The organism is Bradyrhizobium sp. CCBAU 65884 (assembly GCF_028128835.1).
GTDB classification, from domain to species: Bacteria; Pseudomonadota; Alphaproteobacteria; order Rhizobiales; family Xanthobacteraceae; genus Bradyrhizobium; species Bradyrhizobium ottawaense.
In genome coordinates, this window is record NZ_LBJU01000133.1 from 190794 (window position 1) to 209011 (window position 18218).

The 18218-nt window shown below is 64.2% G+C and carries 16 protein-coding genes; 11 read left to right on the forward strand and 5 right to left on the reverse strand.

Annotation, left to right across the window (positions count from 1 at the left end):
• Nucleotides 1-36: 36 nt before the first annotated feature.
• Both XI03_RS37265 and XI03_RS37270 read left to right on the forward strand, forming a co-directional pair.
• Nucleotides 37-1320: an ABC transporter substrate-binding protein gene (locus XI03_RS37265; protein WP_028143366.1), complete on the forward strand. Its 1284-nt coding sequence runs from the start codon at nt 37-39 to the stop codon at nt 1318-1320.
• Nucleotides 1321-1472: 152 nt separating this feature from the next.
• Nucleotides 1473-2312: an ABC transporter ATP-binding protein gene (locus tag XI03_RS37270; RefSeq protein ID WP_028143367.1), complete on the forward strand. Its 840-nt coding sequence runs from the start codon at nt 1473-1475 to the stop codon at nt 2310-2312.
• A gap of 4 nt (nt 2313-2316) precedes the next feature.
• Here the strand turns inward: XI03_RS37270 and XI03_RS37275 are convergent, their stop codons facing one another.
• Nucleotides 2317-3471 (reverse strand): AGE family epimerase/isomerase, encoded by a 1155-nt coding sequence (locus tag XI03_RS37275; RefSeq protein ID WP_271594911.1) that lies wholly within the window; start codon nt 3469-3471, stop codon nt 2317-2319.
• Between the two features lie 86 nt (nt 3472-3557).
• Between XI03_RS37275 and XI03_RS37280 the strand changes: the two genes are divergently transcribed.
• Nucleotides 3558-4781, forward strand: coding sequence for a phenylacetate--CoA ligase family protein (locus XI03_RS37280; protein ID WP_028143369.1), 1224 nt, complete (start codon nt 3558-3560; stop codon nt 4779-4781).
• A 2-nt stretch (nt 4782-4783) separates the two neighbouring features.
• Here XI03_RS37280 and XI03_RS37285 read toward each other — a convergent pair whose 3' ends face one another.
• Nucleotides 4784-6421 (reverse strand): carbamoyltransferase family protein, encoded by a 1638-nt coding sequence (locus XI03_RS37285; protein ID WP_271594912.1) that lies wholly within the window; start codon nt 6419-6421, stop codon nt 4784-4786.
• 197 nt (nt 6422-6618) lie between these two features.
• Here XI03_RS37285 and XI03_RS37290 point away from each other — a divergent pair, with 197 nt between their 5' ends.
• The 7 genes from XI03_RS37290 to XI03_RS37320 are packed head-to-tail and all read left to right on the forward strand — an operon-like array spanning nt 6619 to nt 13841.
• Nucleotides 6619-7995 carry a GHMP family kinase ATP-binding protein gene (locus tag XI03_RS37290; RefSeq protein ID WP_097668500.1) on the forward strand — a complete coding sequence of 459 codons (1377 nt, stop codon included), beginning with the start codon at nt 6619-6621 and terminating at the stop codon, nt 7993-7995.
• Nucleotides 7996-8017: 22 nt separating this feature from the next.
• Entirely contained in the window at nt 8018-9937 is a 1920-nt protein-coding gene (locus tag XI03_RS37295; RefSeq protein ID WP_271594913.1) for an N-acetylneuraminate synthase family protein, read from the forward strand.
• The gene (locus XI03_RS37300; RefSeq protein WP_095425625.1) at nt 9937-10626 is read left to right on the forward strand and encodes an acylneuraminate cytidylyltransferase family protein; all 690 of its coding nucleotides are present in this window, start codon (nt 9937-9939) and stop codon (nt 10624-10626) included. The genes XI03_RS37295 and XI03_RS37300 overlap by 1 nt, the downstream gene beginning before the upstream one ends.
• Nucleotides 10619-11383 (forward strand): SDR family oxidoreductase, encoded by a 765-nt coding sequence (locus XI03_RS37305; protein WP_271594914.1) that lies wholly within the window; start codon nt 10619-10621, stop codon nt 11381-11383. Before XI03_RS37300 ends, XI03_RS37305 begins: the two co-directional genes overlap by 8 nt.
• Entirely contained in the window at nt 11380-12228 is an 849-nt protein-coding gene (locus XI03_RS37310; RefSeq protein WP_271594915.1) for a sugar phosphate isomerase/epimerase family protein, read from the forward strand. Before XI03_RS37305 ends, XI03_RS37310 begins: the two co-directional genes overlap by 4 nt.
• Nucleotides 12225-12983: an SDR family NAD(P)-dependent oxidoreductase gene (locus XI03_RS37315; protein ID WP_271594916.1), complete on the forward strand. Its 759-nt coding sequence runs from the start codon at nt 12225-12227 to the stop codon at nt 12981-12983. Before XI03_RS37310 ends, XI03_RS37315 begins: the two co-directional genes overlap by 4 nt.
• Before the next feature lie 18 nt (nt 12984-13001).
• Nucleotides 13002-13841 (forward strand): SDR family oxidoreductase, encoded by an 840-nt coding sequence (locus XI03_RS37320; RefSeq protein ID WP_271594917.1) that lies wholly within the window; start codon nt 13002-13004, stop codon nt 13839-13841.
• A 71-nt stretch (nt 13842-13912) separates the two neighbouring features.
• On the opposite strand, the gene XI03_RS37325 is transcribed toward XI03_RS37320, so the two are convergent.
• The 3 genes from XI03_RS37325 to XI03_RS37335 form a co-directional block, all read right to left on the reverse strand.
• Nucleotides 13913-15052: a hypothetical protein gene (locus XI03_RS37325; RefSeq protein WP_271594918.1), complete on the reverse strand. Its 1140-nt coding sequence runs from the start codon at nt 15050-15052 to the stop codon at nt 13913-13915.
• Nucleotides 15053-15134: 82 nt separating this feature from the next.
• Nucleotides 15135-15977 (reverse strand): hypothetical protein, encoded by an 843-nt coding sequence (locus XI03_RS37330; RefSeq protein ID WP_244611239.1) that lies wholly within the window; start codon nt 15975-15977, stop codon nt 15135-15137.
• Between the two features lie 91 nt (nt 15978-16068).
• Nucleotides 16069-16809 carry a hypothetical protein gene (locus XI03_RS37335; protein ID WP_201759950.1) on the reverse strand — a complete coding sequence of 247 codons (741 nt, stop codon included), beginning with the start codon at nt 16807-16809 and terminating at the stop codon, nt 16069-16071.
• Nucleotides 16810-17296: 487 nt separating this feature from the next.
• On the opposite strand from XI03_RS37335, the gene XI03_RS37340 reads away from it, so the two are divergent.
• Nucleotides 17297-18181, forward strand: coding sequence for a class I SAM-dependent methyltransferase (locus XI03_RS37340; RefSeq protein ID WP_271594919.1), 885 nt, complete (start codon nt 17297-17299; stop codon nt 18179-18181).
• The last annotated feature ends 37 nt before the right edge of the window (nt 18182-18218 follow it).

The window sequence follows — 18218 nt, forward strand, 5'->3', positions numbered from 1 at the left end:
AACTTCACTTAAACAATAAACAGGAGGAACCGACCCATGACGATGAAATCCCTTTTGAGCACCGCATCGCTCGCCGTCGCGATCGCCGCATTCTCGGCCGGCGCACAGGCGCAGATCGCGATCGGGCACCTCGCCGACTATTCCGGCGGCACCTCCGACGTCGGCACGCCCTATGGCCAGGCCGTCGCCGACACCTTCGCCTGGGTCAACAAGAACGGCGGCGTCGGCGGCAAGCAGCTCAACGTCGACACCAACGACTATGGCTACCAGGTGCCGCGCGCGATCGCGCTCTACAAGAAGTGGTCGGCGCCGGACAGCAAGGTCGCCGCGATCATGGGTTGGGGCACCGCCGACACCGAGGCGCTGACCGGCTTCCTCGCTCAGGACAAGATCCCCGATATGTCCGGCTCCTATGCTGCCGCCCTCACCGATCCCGAAGGCGTCAGCGGCAAGGCCAAGCCCGCTCCTTACAATTTCTTCTACGGCCCGAGCTATTCGGACTCGCTGCGCGCGATGCTGATGTGGGCGGCCGAGGACTGGAAGGCCAAAGGCAAGTCCGGCAAGCCGAAATTCGTGCACATGGGCGCCAACCATCCCTATCCGAACGCGCCGAAGGCCGCCGGTGAAGCGATGGCGCAGGAGCTCGGCTTCGAGGTGCTGCCGCCGCTGGTGTTCGCGCTCGCGCCGGGCGACTACAGCGCGCAGTGCCTGAGCCTGAAATCCTCGGGCGCCAACTACGCCTATCTCGGCAACACCGCGGCGTCCAACATCTCGGTGATGAAGGCCTGCAAGACCGCCGGCGTCGAGATCCAGTTCATGGGGAATGTCTGGGGCATGGACGAGAACGCCGCCAAGACGGCCGGAGATGCCGCTAACGGCGTCATCTTCCCCTTGCGCACCGCGGTGAGCTGGGGTGGCGACGCGCCCGGCATGAAGACGCTGATGGAGATCTCGAAGATGTCCGACGCCAGCGGCAAGGTCTACCGTCCCGTGCACTACGTCGCGGCGGTCTGCTCTGCGCTGTACATGAAGGAGGCGATCGACTGGGCTGCCAAGAACGGCGGCGCTACCGGAGACAACGTCGCCAAGGGCTTCTACCAGAAGAAGGATTGGGTGCCGGCCGGCATGGAAGGCGTCTGCAATCCCTCGACCTGGACCGACAAGGACCATCGCGGCACGCTGAAGGTCGATCTCTATCGCACCAAGGTTTCTGGCGCGACCGACGGCGACCTCAACGACCTCATGGCCAAGGGCACGATCAAGCTCGAGAAGGTCAAGACCGTCGAGCTGCCGCGCAAACCGGAATTGCTGGGCTGGTGAGCGCCTGATCTGACCGTCGTTCCGGGGCGCCTCGAAGAGGCGAACTATGGTGCGCAATTGCGCACCTGAGAACCTCGAGATTCCGGGTTCGGTCCTGCGGACCGCCCCGGAATGACGGAAGAAGCTCTGACGACAGCGGAGAATGAAGACGCATGACCGACACCCTCGAAGCATCCCGCAGCAAGCCGACCGCCGTGCCGCCCGCCGCCCTGCTCGCAGTGCGCAACATCGAAGTGGTCTATGACGACGTCATCCTGGTGCTGCGCGGCCTCAGCCTCGACGTACCCAAGGGTGCGATCGTGGCGCTGCTGGGCGCCAACGGCGCCGGCAAATCGACGACGTTGAAGGCGATCTCAGGGCTGCTCAAGACCGAGGACGGCGAGGTCACACGCGGCGAAATCGTGTTCGATAATGAGCGGATCAACGGCATCGACCCCGACAAGATCGTCCGCCGCGGCATCTTCCAGGTGATGGAGGGCCGGCGCATCGTCGCCGACATGACCTCGCTGGAGAACCTCAAGCTCGGCGCCTTCACCCGCAGGGACCGCGAGGTCGATGCCGATCTCGACATGGTCTTCAACTATTTCCCGCGCCTGAAGGAACGCACCGGCCTTGCCGGCTATCTCTCCGGCGGCGAGCAGCAGATGCTCGCGATCGGCCGCGCGCTGATGGCGCGCCCGAAGATGATCCTGATGGACGAGCCGTCGATGGGCCTGTCGCCGCTGCTGGTGAAAGAGGTGTTCTCCATCATCCAGAAGATCAACCGCGACCTCGGCGTCACCATCCTCCTCGTCGAGCAGAACGCCCGCGCCGCGCTGTCGGTGGCGAGCCACGGCTACATCATGGAGCAGGGCAAGGTCGTGCTCGACGGCACCGCCGACGAATTGCGCGACAACGAGGACGTCAAGGAATTCTACCTCGGCGGAGCCGGCGACCAGCGCAAGAGCTTCAAGAACCTCAAGAGCTTCAAGCGGCGCAAGCGCTGGCTCTGAGCTTTTAGGGTTCGAGCACCTGCTCCGCTTCCGTGACCGCGCAGAGAACATGATAGAACGACGACGCAGGAATGGTGTCGATCAGCGATTTGCCGTCGCGATCGAACTGGTCGTACCAGCCGCCCCTCACGGGATGGCTGAGATAATGCCGTTCGAGCCGCACCAGCGCCGCGCGCGCCTCGTCCGCCGCGCCCGCCTCGCCGGATTCGGCCTGCGCGATCCACGCCTTCGCGATCTCGGTCTGCGGCCACAGCCGGCGCGCGCTGCGGCGGATATTGCCGATGTCGTCGCCTTCGTCGACCAGGCAGCCCGTGGCCTCGTCGCGATAGCGCATCGAGGTCGCAAGCAACTCGGCACGGCGCTGACCGGTCGGGCATCCCGTGATGCGCTCGAACCCCTTCAGCAGCCAGACCCATTCCGCCTGGTGGCCCGGCTCGACGCTGACCGGCTCGATCTTCGACCAGTCTTCCTCGAAATACTCGGTCAGGATGCGCTTCTGCTTGTCGTAGAGATTGGCCAGGAACAGCGCGAAGAACTCGCCCGCACGGTTCTGGAACGACAGGTCGTGGGTCGCGTCGAAACACGCGATCATCGCCTCGAACAGATGCATGTGCGGGTTCTGCCGGCGCGGCAGCGACGCCGGAAGGCCTTCGTGCACGCCTCCATGCGGCGAGCGGAGATGGCTGTCGAGGAAAGCGAGCAGCGCGTCGATCTCGGCACGAACCTGCGCGTCCTGGTCGAGCGTGTAGACGGTCGCGAGCGCAAACAGGATGAAGGCGTGGTCGTAGGCATCGCGCCGGCCGTCCAGCACCGTCCCTTCCGGCGTCAGCCGGTGCACATAGCCCGGCCGGCCGTCGGGCGCTTTGGCTTTGCTGAGCAGATGCTCCAGCCCCTTCAGCGCGATGGCGCGGCCCTCAGGGTACCAGCCCATTTGCGCGGCCTTCGCGTAGCAATAGATCTGCCGGGCCTGCACGAACACGCGCCGTGGCGCGGCCGCATCCGCGGCTCCGTCGCGGTGCAGCCGGTCGATGAAGCCGCCTGCGGCAGGATCCCAACCGACGGTCGACCACAGCGGCAGCGCCTCCTCGATCATGCGGCGCTTCAGGCGCGCGACGACGTCCGTCGCCTCCTCCGCCGCAATGATTCCTTCGTCCGCCATCGCGTCCTCTCCAGGCCTCGCCGATCGCCGTCTGATACCCACGCCAGCGGCGGCGCGCAACGGATGCCAACACGGAAAGAACAGCCATGACCGCCCACTACGATGCCCGCGAGACGCGCGAACAAGCCGCCCGCGAGGCCGATCTGTTCTCCCGCCTGCCGGAGGTGCTGCGAGCCGCGATGGCCGCCCCGGCCTATGCCGAGCGGCTGAGAGGTCTCGATCCCGCCGCCGTGACCTCCCGGGAGGCGCTGGCGGGCCTGCCGGTATTGCGCAAGTCGGAACTGCCCGCCCTGCACAAGGCCTCGGCGCCCTTCGGAGGCTTCGTGGCGTCGGCGCCGGGGTCGTTTGCCCGCCTCTTCACCTCCCCAGGGCCCATTTTCGAACCGGAGGGGCGGCAGGCCGATCCCTGGCGCGGCGCAAGGGCGTTGTTCGCGGCCGGGTTCCGACCCGATGACATCGTCCTCAACACCTTCAGCTACCATCTCACCCCCGGCGGCTTCATTTTCGATGCCTCAGCGCGCGCGCTCGGCTGCGCCGTGATCCCGGCAGGGCCCGGCAACACCGAACAGCAATTCGAGCTGATCGAGGCCTACCGCCCGGTCGGTTACAGCGGCACGCCGGACTTCCTGAAGATATTGCTCGATGCCGCAGCGAGTTCGGGACGGGACGTCTCCTCGATCAAGCGCGCACTGGTTTCCGGGGCGGCGTTCCCGCCCTCGCTGCAGGCCGAGATCAAGGCGCGCGGCATCGATGCCTACCAGGCCTTCGGCACCGCCGATCTCGGCCTCATCGCGTTCGAGACCGAGGCGCGCGAGGGCATGGTCGTGAACGAGGATCTGATCATGGAGATCGTCAAGCCCGGCACCGGCGATCCCGTAGCGCCGGGCGACGTCGGCGAGATCGTGGTGACGTCACTCGATCCGCACCATCCCTGGATCCGGCTCGCCCTCGGCGACCTCACCGCAGCGCTGCCGGGCCCAAGCAAGTGCGGCCGCACCAACATGCGCATCAAGGGTTGGATGGGCCGCGCCGACCAGACCACCAAGGTCAAGGGCATGTTCATCCGTCCAGAGCAGATCGCCGAGATCGGCAAGCGTCATTCTGCGCTCGGAAGACTGCGCCTCGTCGTCACACGGCAGGGCGAGACCGACGCAATGACGCTGAAGGCGGAAACGGCGGCCACGAGTGACGCCCTGCGCGAGGAAATTGCGACCAGCTTGCGCGCCGTGACGAAACTCGGCGGAAGCGTCGAGTTCGTCAATCCCGGCGCGCTGCCGAACGACGGCAAGGTGATTGCGGACGAACGCTAGTCTCAGCTCGACTTCGAGAGCCGATAGTTACCGAGATACAAGACGTCCAGCCCCGAGCAGAAATAGGTGTGCAGCGCCTCCAGCGGTGCGTTCACCGTCGGCTGCTCGTTGATGTTGAGGCTGGTGTTGATCAGAACCGGCAACGAGGTCGCCTTCGCGAACTCGCCGATCAGGCGGCTATAGAGCGGGTTGCTGTCCGCATGGACGCTCTGGATGCGTGCGGTGTTGTCGACGTGGACCACCGCGGGCATGGTCTCGGCAACCTTCTGATTGACCGGGAACGTCACCACCATGAAGGGCGCGTCGAACGTGTCCTCGAAATACTCGGCCTGACTTTCGTACAGCACGGACGGACAGAACGGGCGGAATTCCTCGCGATATTTGATGGTGAGGTTGATGCGGTCCTTCATGCCCGCATGCCTGGGATCGGCCAGGATCGAGCGGTTGCCGAGCGCGCGCGGGCCATACTCCATCCGCCCCTGGAACCAGCCGACCGTCTTCTGCTCGGTCAAATCGGTGACGCAGCGCGACACGGGATCGTCGAGCAGCTCGAACCGCGCGCCGATCTTGTCCAGCATCTCCCGGATCGTGTCGTTGGAATATTCCGGTCCCCAATAGGCGTGCGTCAGCGGTGCGATGGCGTGGCCCGCCTCCGCGCATTTCATCATCGCGGCGCCGAGCGCCACGCCGGCATCATGCGGCACCGGCGGAACGTAGAGACGCTTGACGGACGGCTCGGCCGCAATCTCCATGTTCATCTTGCAGTTCAGCCCGACGCCGCCGGCGATGCAGACATCACCGGAGCCGGTCTCGGCAATCGCTGTGCGGATCACCTCGGTGGTGACGATCTCGAGCTGCTTCTGGCCGCTTGCGGCGATGTTGGTCAACCGCTGATCGAGCGGCTGACCGCGCAACCGCCGCGGGCCCAGAATCTCCTCCATCTTCTCGGTGAAGATGCGCTCCTGCCGCGTCGAGAAATCACTGGTGAAGATCTCGGCGTCGCGCCTGCGCTTGTCGAGCTCGGGATCGAGCTCGTAATTGATGCCGTTCGGACGCAGCAGCTTGGCGAACTTGTCGAGATAGTCCGGGCTGCCATAGGACGACAGGCCCATGACCTTGTACTCGTCATTGGTCATCTGATAGCCGAGATACTGCGTCAGCATCCCGTAATAGAGCCCGAGACTGTTGTTGCGGCCGAACCGCGTCAGCACGCGGAAGTCGTTGCCGCGCGCATGGGCGACGAGACCGGAGCTGGAATCGCCCGAGAAGTCGAAGCAGGCTACGGTCGCCTCCGAGAAACCGGAGCCGTAGAACGAGCTCGCGGCATGACAGAGGTGATGGTCGTAGAGCTCGATCTTCGGGCTGTGGCCGAACTGATACTTGAAATACTCGGTGAGACGCTGCGTGTAGTTGGTGTAGGTCTTCAGCGGCGAGCAGATCCAGTCGACGTCGCGCATGGTGATGCCGGCCTGCTTCAGGCAGAAGCCGATCGCCCCGCGCGGCAGCTCGCCGCGCGCATGTTTGGCCAGCGTGAAGCGCTCCTCCTCGGCAGCAGCGATCAGCTCCCCGTCGTGCAGCAAAACCGCTGCACCGTCGTGATGCCCGTGCTTGATCCCCGAGCTGATTCCGATCACATACATGTCGCCTGGACCCCTCGGGAGCCTTCTATAGAAACCGCGGCCAATGTAAATCGGCCCCGGCCCGACGGAAGCGCTCGACGCCGGCCATTTTGGCCCGATGCCGCCGGGCGCAGGAACCTTGCATCGCCCCTGCCGCTCCCGTATTACCAACCCTGCTGCGATATGGCCTGGAATTGGCCCTTCCTGGACCCCGAAACGTGCTTGAACGAACTCTCGTCACCATCGCCGAGACCGAGACCATTGAGGAAGCCTTCCGGCGCCTGAATGCGAACATGCTCGGCATCCTGTTTGCACAGGACTCAAGCGGACGAATCGTCGGCGCCGTGACCGACGGCGACATCCGCAGGCGCATGCTGACCGGCACCACGATCCAGGACCGGGTTGCGACCTGCATCAATCGCAACTTCGTCTCGGCGAGGGCCGGCGGTCCGCGCGAGCAGATCCTCAAATTGCTCGATCAGCGCGTGCACGTGGTGCCGATCCTCGATGGTGAAGGCCGGCTCGTCGACGTGTTCAGCCGCGAGCTGTTCAATTTGTCCGAAGAGAGCGAGGTGTTCGCTCGCGCCCGCTCGCCGGTGCGGATCAGCTTCTCCGGCGGCGGCACCGACCTGACGCACTATTTCGTCGAAAATGACGGCGGCGCGGTCATCAACGCCACGATCAAGATGTACGCTCATGCGACGCTGCGGCGCCGGAGCGATTCCAGCATCCGGATCTATTCGCACGATTTCCGCAGCACGATCGAGGCCGACAATCTCGCAGAGCTCGGAACCGACGGGAATCTTGCACTGATCAAGTCCGTCGTGCGCCTGATCAAGCCGACTTACGGGTTCGAGCTCGAGGTCTCCGCCGACTTCCCGGTCGGCTCCGGCCTCGGCGGCTCGGCCGTGGTCACATCCGCCATCATCGGCTGCTTCAACGAATTCCGCGGCGACCAGTGGGACCGCCACGAGATCGCGGAGATGGCGTTCCAGGCCGAGCGGCTGATGCTCAACATCCCCGGCGGCTGGCAGGACCAGTACGCCACCGTGTTCGGCGGCTTCAATCACATGGAGTTCTTCTCCGACCAGAACACCATCGTGCCGCTGCGTCTCGACCCCAACATCATCGCCGAGCTCGAGGAGAGCCTGGTGCTCTGCTACACCGGCTCGGGCCGAGATTCCGGCGCTATCCACCGCGATCAGAAGGCACAGCACGAGACCAGCGACGCTGTCGCCGCGGCCGCCAAGCAGAAGGAGGTGACGCGTGACATCCGGCGGCATCTCCTGCGCGGCCAGCTCCTGGAATGCGGCCGGCTGATCGACGACGCCTGGCACGCCAAACGGAAGCTGAGCTCGAAGATCTCGTCGGACGCGATCGATGCGATCTACGATTTCGCCAAGCAGCATGGCGCGGTCGGCGGCAAGCTGCTGGGCGCCGGCGGCGGCGGTTACTTCATGTTCTTCGTACGTCCGTTCGAGCGCTACCAGCTCATCGCCGCGCTGGAACAACAGGGACATAGCTGTTCGCGCATCATGTTCGAAGAGAACGGGCTGCGAACGTGGAAGTCGCGCTTTCCCGCGCGATTTGCCTGACGGATATGAGACGAGAATGTTGATGACATCGCCCAAACAGCCTGCTCCGGTCCGCATCGGCAACCGTCTTCTGGCCGATGGCGAGCCCTGCTACGTCATTGCCGAGATCGGCAACAACCACAATGGCGACTTCGACCGCGCCATTGCGCTGGTCGATGCCGCGGTCGCGGCCGGTGCCGATTGCGCCAAGTTCCAGATGCGCAAGCTCGACGAGGTCTATCGTGCGTCGAGTCTGTCCGGAAAGGACGACGACCTCGCAGTCGAATACACGCTCGATCTGTTGCGCCGCTTCGAGCTTCCGGCGGCGCAGCAGAAGAAGATCGCCGAATATTGCGCGGCCAAGGGCATCCAGTATCTCTGTACGCCCTGGGACGCGAGTAGTGTCGCCGTGCTCGAAGGTTTCGGCGTGCAGGCCTACAAGGTCGCCTCGGCCGACCTCACCAACCTGCCGCTGCTCGCGCGCCTCGCCGCCACTGGCAAGGCGCTGATCGTCTCGACCGGCATGAGCACCTCGGACGAGATCAAGGCCGCGGCGAAATTCCTCGACGAGCGCAACGCCGGCTACGTGCTCCTGCATTGCCAGAGCACCTATCCGGCCGCGCTCCACAACATCCATCTGCGTTTCATGGAAACGCTGCGCGAGATTCATCCGGTCGTCGGCTATTCCGGCCACGAGCGTGGCATTGCCGTCTCGACCGCCGCGGTGGCGCTCGGCGCCGTCGTGATCGAACGCCACATCACCCTCGACCGGGAGATGGAAGGTCCGGACCATGCGGCAAGCCTGGAGCCGGAGGAATTCAAGGCTCTCGTCTCGGGCATCCGCGAGGTGGAGGCGGCGCGCGGCGAAAAGCGGGTCGAGCGCGCGCTGAGCCAGGGCGAATTGATCAACCGCGAAAACCTGGCCAAGAGCCTGGTGGCCGCGCGCGACCTTTCGGCCGGCACCGTGATCTCCGAAGCCGACATCGCGGTGAAGAGCCCGGGACAGGGCCTGTCGCCGCTGAAGATGCCGGCGCTGCTCGGCCGCAAGCTGACGCGGACGATGGCGGCCGACGACTATTTCTTCCAAAGCGACCTCGACGAAGGCGTCGCAAAAGCACGGCGCTACCGCTTCGACCGTCCGTGGGGCGTGCCGGTGCGCTATCACGACGCCGAGCGCTTCCTGGAGATCTGCCAGCCCGACATCATCGAATTCCATCTCAGCTACAGCGACATGGAGCGCGATCCCGCGGCGTATCTGTCCGGCACCTACGATCTCGGCTTCGTCGTGCATGCGCCGGAGCTGTTTGCCGGCTCCAAGCTGATGGACCTGGCGACGCCCGACGAGGCGCTGCGGCGCTATTCGCTGGAGCAGACCCAGGCGGTGATCGACATTACCCGCGGCTTGAAGAAGTACTTCCCCAAGACCAAGCGCCCGCCCATCGTCGCCAATATCGGCGGCTTCACCATGGACGAGCCGCTGCCGCCGGAGGAGAAGGCCGAGCGCTACCGCATCTTCGCGCAGAGCTTGACCGAGCTCGACATGGACGGCGTCGAGCTGACGCCGCAAACCATGGCGCCGTTCCCCTGGCATTTCGGCGGCCAGCGCCACCAGAATATCTTCATCTTCCCGGACGAGTCCGCCGCATTCTGCGCCAAGCATAACTTGCGCATGTGCGTCGACATCTCGCACACGAAACTCGCCGCCAATCATTTCGGCTTCGACTTTGCGCAAGGCCTCGCCCAGCTCGGGCCGCACACCGCGCATCTGCATTTCGGCGACGCCAAGGGGCTCGACGGCGAGGGTCTTCAGATCGGCGAAGGCGAGATCGATTTCGACGACATCGGACAGGTGCTGCGCAAGCACGCGCCGGGCGCTTCCTTCATTCCGGAGATCTGGCAAGGCCACAAGAACATGGGCGAAGGTTTCTGGACCGCGCTCGAGCGCCTCGAGGGACACATCTGATGGCGCGCAAGACGCTGGCCGTGATCGCCGCGCGCGGCGGCTCGAAGGGCATCCCGCACAAGAACCTGCTCGATCTCTGCGGCAAGCCGCTGATCGCCTGGACGGTCGAACAGGCACGCGCCGCACGCGGCGTCGATGTGGTAGCCGTGTCTTCGGACAGCGACCAGATCCTCGCCGCGGCTGAAGCCGCCGGCGCGGTCGGCGTGCGGCGCCCCGACGACATTTCCGGCGACCTCGCCTCCTCCGAATCTGCCTGGCTGCATGCGCTCGATGCGACCGACGCGCGGATGGGACGGTTCGAACGGATCGTCGCGCTCCAGGCGACATCCCCGATCCGCGAACCCGGCGACATCGAGAACGCGCTTGCGACCTTCGATCGCGATCATCTCGACAGCCTGCTCTCGGTTTGCGAGGTCGAGGATTATTTCAACTGGCATATCGGCGCGAACGGACCGGAGCCGATCAACTACGATTATCGCAACCGCCGCATGCGGCAGCAGATCGAGAAGCGCTATCTGGAGAACGGTTCGTTCTACGTCCTGATCCCATCCCTCCTGCGCGAGCAGAATAACCGTCTCGGCGGCAAGATCGGCTTTCACGTGATGGAACGTCACAAGATGTTCCAGATCGACCGTCCCGAGGACGTCAAGCTTTGTGCCGCCATCATGCGCAGTTATGGCTATGCCTGATCTCAGCGCCTTCTCGCTCAAGGACAAGATCGCGGTGGTGACCGGCGCCTCGCGCGGCATTGGCGCGGCCATCGCGACCGGCCTGCAGGATGGCGGCGCTACGGTGTTCGGCCTCAGCCGTTCCGGGACCGCGCCGCAAGGTGTGGCCGCGCTTGCCTGCGATCTCTCCGACGACAAGGCGATCGAAAGCGCGTTCCGCACGATCGCGGCGCAAGGCGGCCGCATCGACGCATTGGTCAACGCCGCCGGCATCAGCCTGCCCCCGCAAAGCGCCGAAAGCGAGCTCGCGCGCTTCCGCGCCACGGTCGCGACTGACCTCACCGGCGTCTACGCCACCATCCTCGCCGCCTATCCCCTTTTGAAAAAGGCGGGCTCGGCCGCGATCGTCAACGTCACCAGCATCAACTCGATCCGCGGTTTTCCCGGCAATCCAGGCTACGTGGCGGCGAAGGCGGGTCTTGCCGGGCTGACGCGCGCCCTCGCCGCCGACTACGCGCCCGACGGCATCCGCGTCAACGCGCTTGCGCCGGGCTATGTCGCGACCGAGATGACTGCGAAGAGCTTTGCCGACCCAGTCATGCACGAAGAGAGACGCCGTCACACCATGCTCGGCCGCTGGGGACAGCCCGCCGACATGGTGGGAGCCGCCGTCTTCCTGGCGTCGGAAGCCTCCGCCTATGTGACCGGCCAGGAGATCTTCGTCGACGGCGGCTGGATCGCCAAGGGCCTCGCCATCAGTTCGGATAGCAAATCGTGACCGCAACGCTGCAACGCATCGGCTTCATGCAAGGACGGCTGTCGGCCCTGGTCGACGGCAAGATCCAGGCCTTCCCCTGGGACGAATGGCGTGAGGAATTTTCGCGCGCGAAAGAACTCGGCCTGACGCGGATGGAATGGACCATCGACCAGGAACGGCTGCGCGAGAACCCGCTGACGACCGAGCCGGGACAGCAGGAGATTCTGGCGCTGTCGCGCGAGAACGGCGTGCGCATCCCGAGCCTGACCGGCGACTGCTTCATGCAGGCACCGTTCTGGAAGGTCGATGCCGTCGTGCGCGACGCACTCGTCGCCGACCTCGATCTCCTGGTCGCCGCCTGCAGCCGCATCGGCATCGAATTCGTCGTGATCCCGCTGGTCGACAACGGCAAGATCGAGCGCGAGAGCGAGCGCGATACGTTGATGCGTGTGCTGCTCGCACGCTCCGAGCAGTTGAAAAGAAGAAACGTCAAGATCGTCTTCGAATCCGATCTGCCGCCGGGCAAGCTTGCCCGGTTCATGGAGGCATTTCCGGCTGAAATTTTCGGCATCAACTACGACAGCGGCAACAGCGCTTCGCTCGGCTATGACAGCGACGAGGAGATCGCCGCCTACGCGCCGCGCATTCTCAACGTGCACGTCAAGGACCGCATTCGCGGCGGCACCACCGTGCCGCTCGGCACCGGCAACGCCGACCTTGCCAAGACGATCCGGCTGATCGAGCGCTCCGGCTACAAGGGCCAGTACATCCTGCAAACCGCACGCGCGGCCGACGGCGACCATGCGGGCGCACTGGCGAAATATCGCGACATGACGGTCGGCTGGATCGAGGACGCGGTGCGATGAAGCTCGATCTGACCGATCGTGTCGCGCTCGTCACCGGCGCCAGCCGCGGGATCGGGCTTGCGATCGCGACGACGCTCGCCGCTGAAGGCGCAAAAGTCGCGCTCGCGGCACGTGGTGCCGAGGCGCTGAACACCGCGCGCACGAGCGTCGGAGGCATCTCGTCCGTCCACGTCGCCGACGTCACTGACCCCGCCGCTGCGAAAGCACTGGTCGAGGACGTCGAGAAGCAATGGGGCCGGCTCGATATCCTCGTCTGCAATGTCGGCAGCGGCGCCTCCGTGCCGCCCGGCAAGGAAACCGCAGCGGAATGGTCGCGGGTGATGGACCTCAATCTGTTCGCCACGACCAACATGATCGAGGCCGCCCGGCCGCTGATGGCGCGCGGCAGCGGCGACCGCGCCATCGCCTGCATCTCCTCGATCGCAGGCATGGCGGCGCTTGGCGCGCCCGTCACTTACCATGCGGCGAAAGCCGCGCTGAACGCGACCGTGCGCGGCCTGGCGCGGCCTCTGGCGCTCGAAGGCATTCGCATCAATGCGGTTGCGCCGGGCAACATCCTGTCGGCGGACGGCACCTGGGCGCGCAAGCTTGCGGAAAACAGTGCCGCGGTCGAGGAAATGCTCGTGCGCGACGTGGCGCTGCGCCGCCTGGGCAAGCCGGAAGAGATAGCCGACCTCGTCGCTTTTCTCGTCTCGCCCCGCGCGGCATTCATCACCGGCAGCATCATGGTCGCCGACGGCGGCCAGTTGCGGTAGCTGAACAGGAGCCTTCGAATGGCAAGCCCGTCTTCGCGCTATGACCTGACCGGCCGCACCGCGCTCGTGACCGGCGCAGGCGGCCTGCTCGGGCGGCAGCATGTCGCCGCCCTTACAGAGGCAGGTGCGCGCGTCGTCGTCACCGACGTCGGGCTTCCTCAAGCCGAAGCCGCTGTCGCCGCACTCAAGCAGACCGCGCCGTCCTCAGATCTGATCGCGCTCGAGATCAACGTCACCTCGCTCGACTCGGTTCGCGCCGCCAATGAGCAGCTGGCAGGCCGCGGCCTTACCGTCGACATCCTTGTCAACAACGCCGCGATCGATCCGAAGGTGACGTCGAGCCCGGGCGTCATGCACTCCTCGCGCTTCGAGGCGTTTCCGGTGCCGCAATGGCAGACCGAAATCGCCGTCGGCCTGACCGGTGCGATGCTGTGCGCGCAGGTGTTCGGCGGCGAGATGGCCAGACGGGGCCGTGGCGTGGTCCTCAACATCGCCTCCGATCTCGGCGTGATCGCGCCGGACCAGCGGCTCTACCGCCAGCCGCAGGTGACGCGCGAAGAAGAACAGCCGGTGAAGCCCGTGACCTATTCGGTGATCAAGCACGGCTTGATCGGGCTGACGAAATATCTGGCAACCTACTGGGCCGATCACGGCGTGCGCGTCAACGCGATCTCGCCGGGGGGCGTCTTCAACAACCAGGACCCGGCCTTCGTCGAACGACTGACGCGCTTGATCCCGATGGGGCGGATGGCCGATGTCGACGAATATCGCGCGGCAGTGCAGTTCCTCTGCTCGGACGCCTCGAGCTACATGACCGGGCAGAATCTCGTCATGGATGGCGGGCGGAGCGTCTGGTAGTCACGCGGAGCATGAGGATGGCGAGACCGCACTCGCCGCCCCTTCAGCGGTGATCCAGGGCAGCACCGGCCTCAGCCGCTACCGGCTTGCGCCTCGCTCTTGCCTTCCAGCAATTTCCCAAGCCCTTCACTGGCCACGAAGACGAGCCCCGCGAGCCCAGGTATGATGAGCCGGGTCTCGGAGAAATCCGCTATGAAAAAGACGAGCCCCACATGGATCAAGCAAGCCGAACCGACTACGGCGATCGTCCGGGTCAAGGCAAATGTCCTCACGATCGCGATCACGAGCACGGGACTGGCGATCGCCACCACGAGCTTCATGGCTAGAAGATTGCCGACGAGCTTGCTGAAGTCGCCATTGGTGACCAGGAATGACCTGTAATCCGTTCCTGGATGCATCCAGATCAGCGTCTTTGGCACGGCCAGCGAGATGCCGACCAGCAAAGCGAACACGACCCACTCCTTCAGTGTCGGCCATCGCTGCTCGAAAGCCGCGAGGGCCAGCAGCGAGAACGCCGAAGCGAACACGACATCGGTCCGCCCGAAACTGATGATCAGTCCGGAAATGATCGCGGCGGGATATCGCCGCGACGTCAGCAGAAAGAGCTGCCAGAACAAGCCGCCAGCAATGAAGACGGGACCCATGCGTCCCGGGTAGATCGCGATCTGGGTGTAGAACGCAAAAGTCAGCAGACAGAGCCACGTCGCAGTCGGCGAAAGAAGCAGCGTCGCCAGCGCAAAGACGGCGAGAAACGACAGAGAATCGAACAAATAGTTGGCGATGATGTGGGTGTGGAACGTCGAGCCGCCGTGGGTGCGATCGTCGCCGAATATCTGGACGTAGGCCTCGGTAATCTTGGCGAGCAACGGCCGCATGACGCCTTCGACGGCGTCCATATGGGCAAACTCGCGCTCGTGATCGAGGCTGAACTGCAGTTGCTCACGCAGCAGGTTGGCTTCGTGCGCAGTGATGGACAACGCAAGGCAGCAGCTGACGAGCAGTCCCAGTGCGACCGGATTGAAGAAGCTCCGTCTCACCTTGAACAGGAGCAGCAGCGGAACGAGCGCGACGGCCACGTAGAAGGCTATTCCGGCGTACCGCAGCAGGCCCGGGAGATAGCGGTCGGATACATTCACCCAATACCAGGTGATGACCAGAACGTTCGAGATGACCCAGAACCCCAGCACCAGGCCGAGGGATGGAGTCTTCATGTGATCGTCAAACTTCAGCAAGCGGCCAAGACCGCCGGACCATGACAGCATTGCCCCGTGCTCCGACAATCGATTTCCTTGATCAATGCTGGAGAATGCCGGCGAGGTTCATGTGCGCGGGCCGCGAGTGCTCGATGCCCAGCAACGTCCGCCGATTGTCGTTCGTGCGCTGCAAGTGCAGGCTCGCGAGCGTCATTCCGGTGCAAGTGGTAACTGTGGTCCCGCGGCCGCCGAACGGCTTGAGAAAGTCGAACACGCGACTGCCGAACATGTCGACGACCGACACCTCTCGCGCACCGAGCGGCGGGATCTCGCCGAAATCGCCCTCGATCTGCTCGCCGTCCTCGCGGATCAGCTTCGACGTCGGCCGCGCCGCATGAGCATACTCTGGGTCGGAGGAGTGATTGATCAGCATCACGCTGCTGACGATGTCGCTGGTCGCAATGATCTTCGGATTGATCCCGGTGAACCCGACATGCGCCTTGAGCCTGCCTTCGTTCAAGGGCCGGGCAAACGCGCCGGTGCGGTAGATCGCGACGTTGTCCTGATCGACATAGGTCATCGAATAGCTGGCAGGCGAGGAACGGAAGCCGTCCATCCGCCCGCGCGACATCACGGCGATGACCAGATAATCGTGCTGCGGGAGCTTGAGCGAGGCGAAAAGGCGCGACAGCTCGATCTCGACGGAGGCGCCCGGCGCGTAGTCTTCCGGAAACTCGTAGGTCGCCCGGTAGTCGCCGTCGCGCGACAGGATGTGCAGCTTGAACCTGAGCTTTTTGCTGAAGCCCGAGGCGACCAGGCTGGCGAGCTCGGGAACGAGATCCTTGACCGTTTCGCGAAAATTCTTGCGCAGGCTGCCGGCGACGAGACTGCGGAGATACTTGATGTCGACCGGACGATACCAGGCAGGGATCGAAAAACCCATGCGCGACTCGACACCCGCGAAAGTCGGGAACATGAATCTGGGCTCGTAGGGCTTCCAGGGGCTGGACGAGAAACGTGTCACGGTCGCGCCCCTAAAAATGATGCAGGCTGAACTTGCCGTTGGCAAATTCATAATAGCTGAACGGACTTGCGATGTTGGTGCCCTTGAATTCCAGGGCGAAACCTTCGGCCGCACCGATCAGCCGTTCAGCCTCGGGGAAAAGGTCCAGCGTGCTGATGCGGATGGCGCCCATCGGCGCGATCTCCGGTATCTCGCGCTGACCCAATGCCGTGCCGTCCAAGGCCATGAGCCGTGCCGTCCCGACCGAGACGCCTTCGGACGCCATGCAGGAGTTCACGAGCACCACGCCGGACTCCTTCAGGAAGCGCGTGAGATAGGATTGCATCCAGGCGGAGGTCGGGAACGGCGCTGCCGCGACCGGTTCGCGCTCGTGCGACAACGTTATCGCACCGTGCTGCGAGAAATATTGTGCGTAATAGCCGGTCGTTACCTTGCGTCCGGGACGAAGCTTGGTCTCGTGCTTCGGGACCAGCGCCATCGCGACCGTTCCCGAAACGCGCGGACACAGCTCCGAAGTCTGCAATTGCAATTGTCCGTTGACGCCAAGTTCCCTGTGGAAATATCCAGCCGGCTTGCCCGCTCCGTCGAAGAGCCAGACGTGAGCATCCACCTCCGGATGATCCTTCATGAAGACCGAGAAGTAGTTGAATGCGCAGACTTCCGTCGTGACAGTCTCGTCATTGCGCAGATAGAGCACGGCGGGCGGATAGCCCCTTGCGACGGCCTCGCCAATCAGCAATTCACCGGGCATTCGACAAAACTCGGCGGGAGGGCAAGGGATCGGCACAGACCGAACCGGCCGGCGGCTTTGGACAAATCATACGCGATGTTCTTGCCCGCATGCTAAAACGTCGACGCGATTTCAGGGCCTGTTTACGCTGAGCCGACAGGAGAATCAACCGGGAACGGCGTCGCATCGAGCGGCTCCAAAGAGACGGCGCGAGCACCGTCGTCACGCTCGAGATCAGCCAGTCTTTGCGGCCGCGTGGCAGCGGACAAGGCGTGGCAGCCAGACAAGATGACGCTCCGCTTCCGGTGCAGGTCCCCGCGATCCTGCCAGCCCTGGAATCCTTGCATTGCCGCTGCGCCTCCCGTATGACCGAATCCGGCTACGTGACCTGGTACCCGCCTGAAAACAGGCTGGAACATCGGCCTTTCCTGGATCCACACCGTGCTTCAGCGACTGCTCCTCAGCATCACTCCAATCACGGCGTCCATTCCGCCGGGGAAACGCTGACGTGCGCTGGCAAACAAAGGCGCGGGCGTTCTCGGTGCTGTCGAATATCCCCTGGGGCGAAGGCCTGCACTACGCCCTGCAGCGCTACGTCACACGCCGGCTGCCGCGCCCCGAAAAGCAGGTCAGATCCATCTACACCCTGGCGCAGCGGCTGCTGGCCGTTCACGAGCAGTACAGTTTGCGGCCACTGCAGGATTCGACCTGCTTCGAGTTCGGCGCCGGACGCGATCTGATCGTTCCGCTGGCTTTCAGCGCTCACGGGGCCCGGCGCTTCATCACCGTCGACATCGAGCGCCTGGCCAAGCTGGAGCTGATCCGCTCCAACGCCGCGATCGTTTCTCGACTGAGCGGCACTGACCACGCCGACATAAACTCCCTGGAGGACCTCGAATCTTCGTGGAGGATCGACTATCGCGCACCGGCCGATGCCCGGACGACGGGTCTGCCCGCCGCCTCGATCGACTGCGCTGTCTCCATCGAAACGCTCGAGCACATTCCCAAGCGCGACATCGCGGCAATCTTGAAGGAGCTGCGGCGCATCATGCGCCCTGACGGACTGGTCCTCATGCAAATCGACTACGGCGACCATTTCAAAGGCTTCGATCCGTCCATCAGTTCATTCAACTTCCTGACATATTCCGAGGCGGATTGGGCGCCTTTCCAGTCGCGCTTCCAATACGTCAATCGCCTGCGCCACAGCGAATATCTGCAGCTGTTCAGGGAGGCGGGGTTTCAACTGCTCAGCGACCAACCTGACCGCCGGCCGCCGGAGCGGCATATCCTGGAACGACTGGCGCCATGCTTCAAAGACTTCTCCGAAGAGGATCTTTTTACGCTCGGCTCGCTGATCGTTGGCCGCCCGGCCGACCTATCGATAGGAAACTGAAGATCGCCATTACCCGGTTGCTTTGCCGAAGCCCATT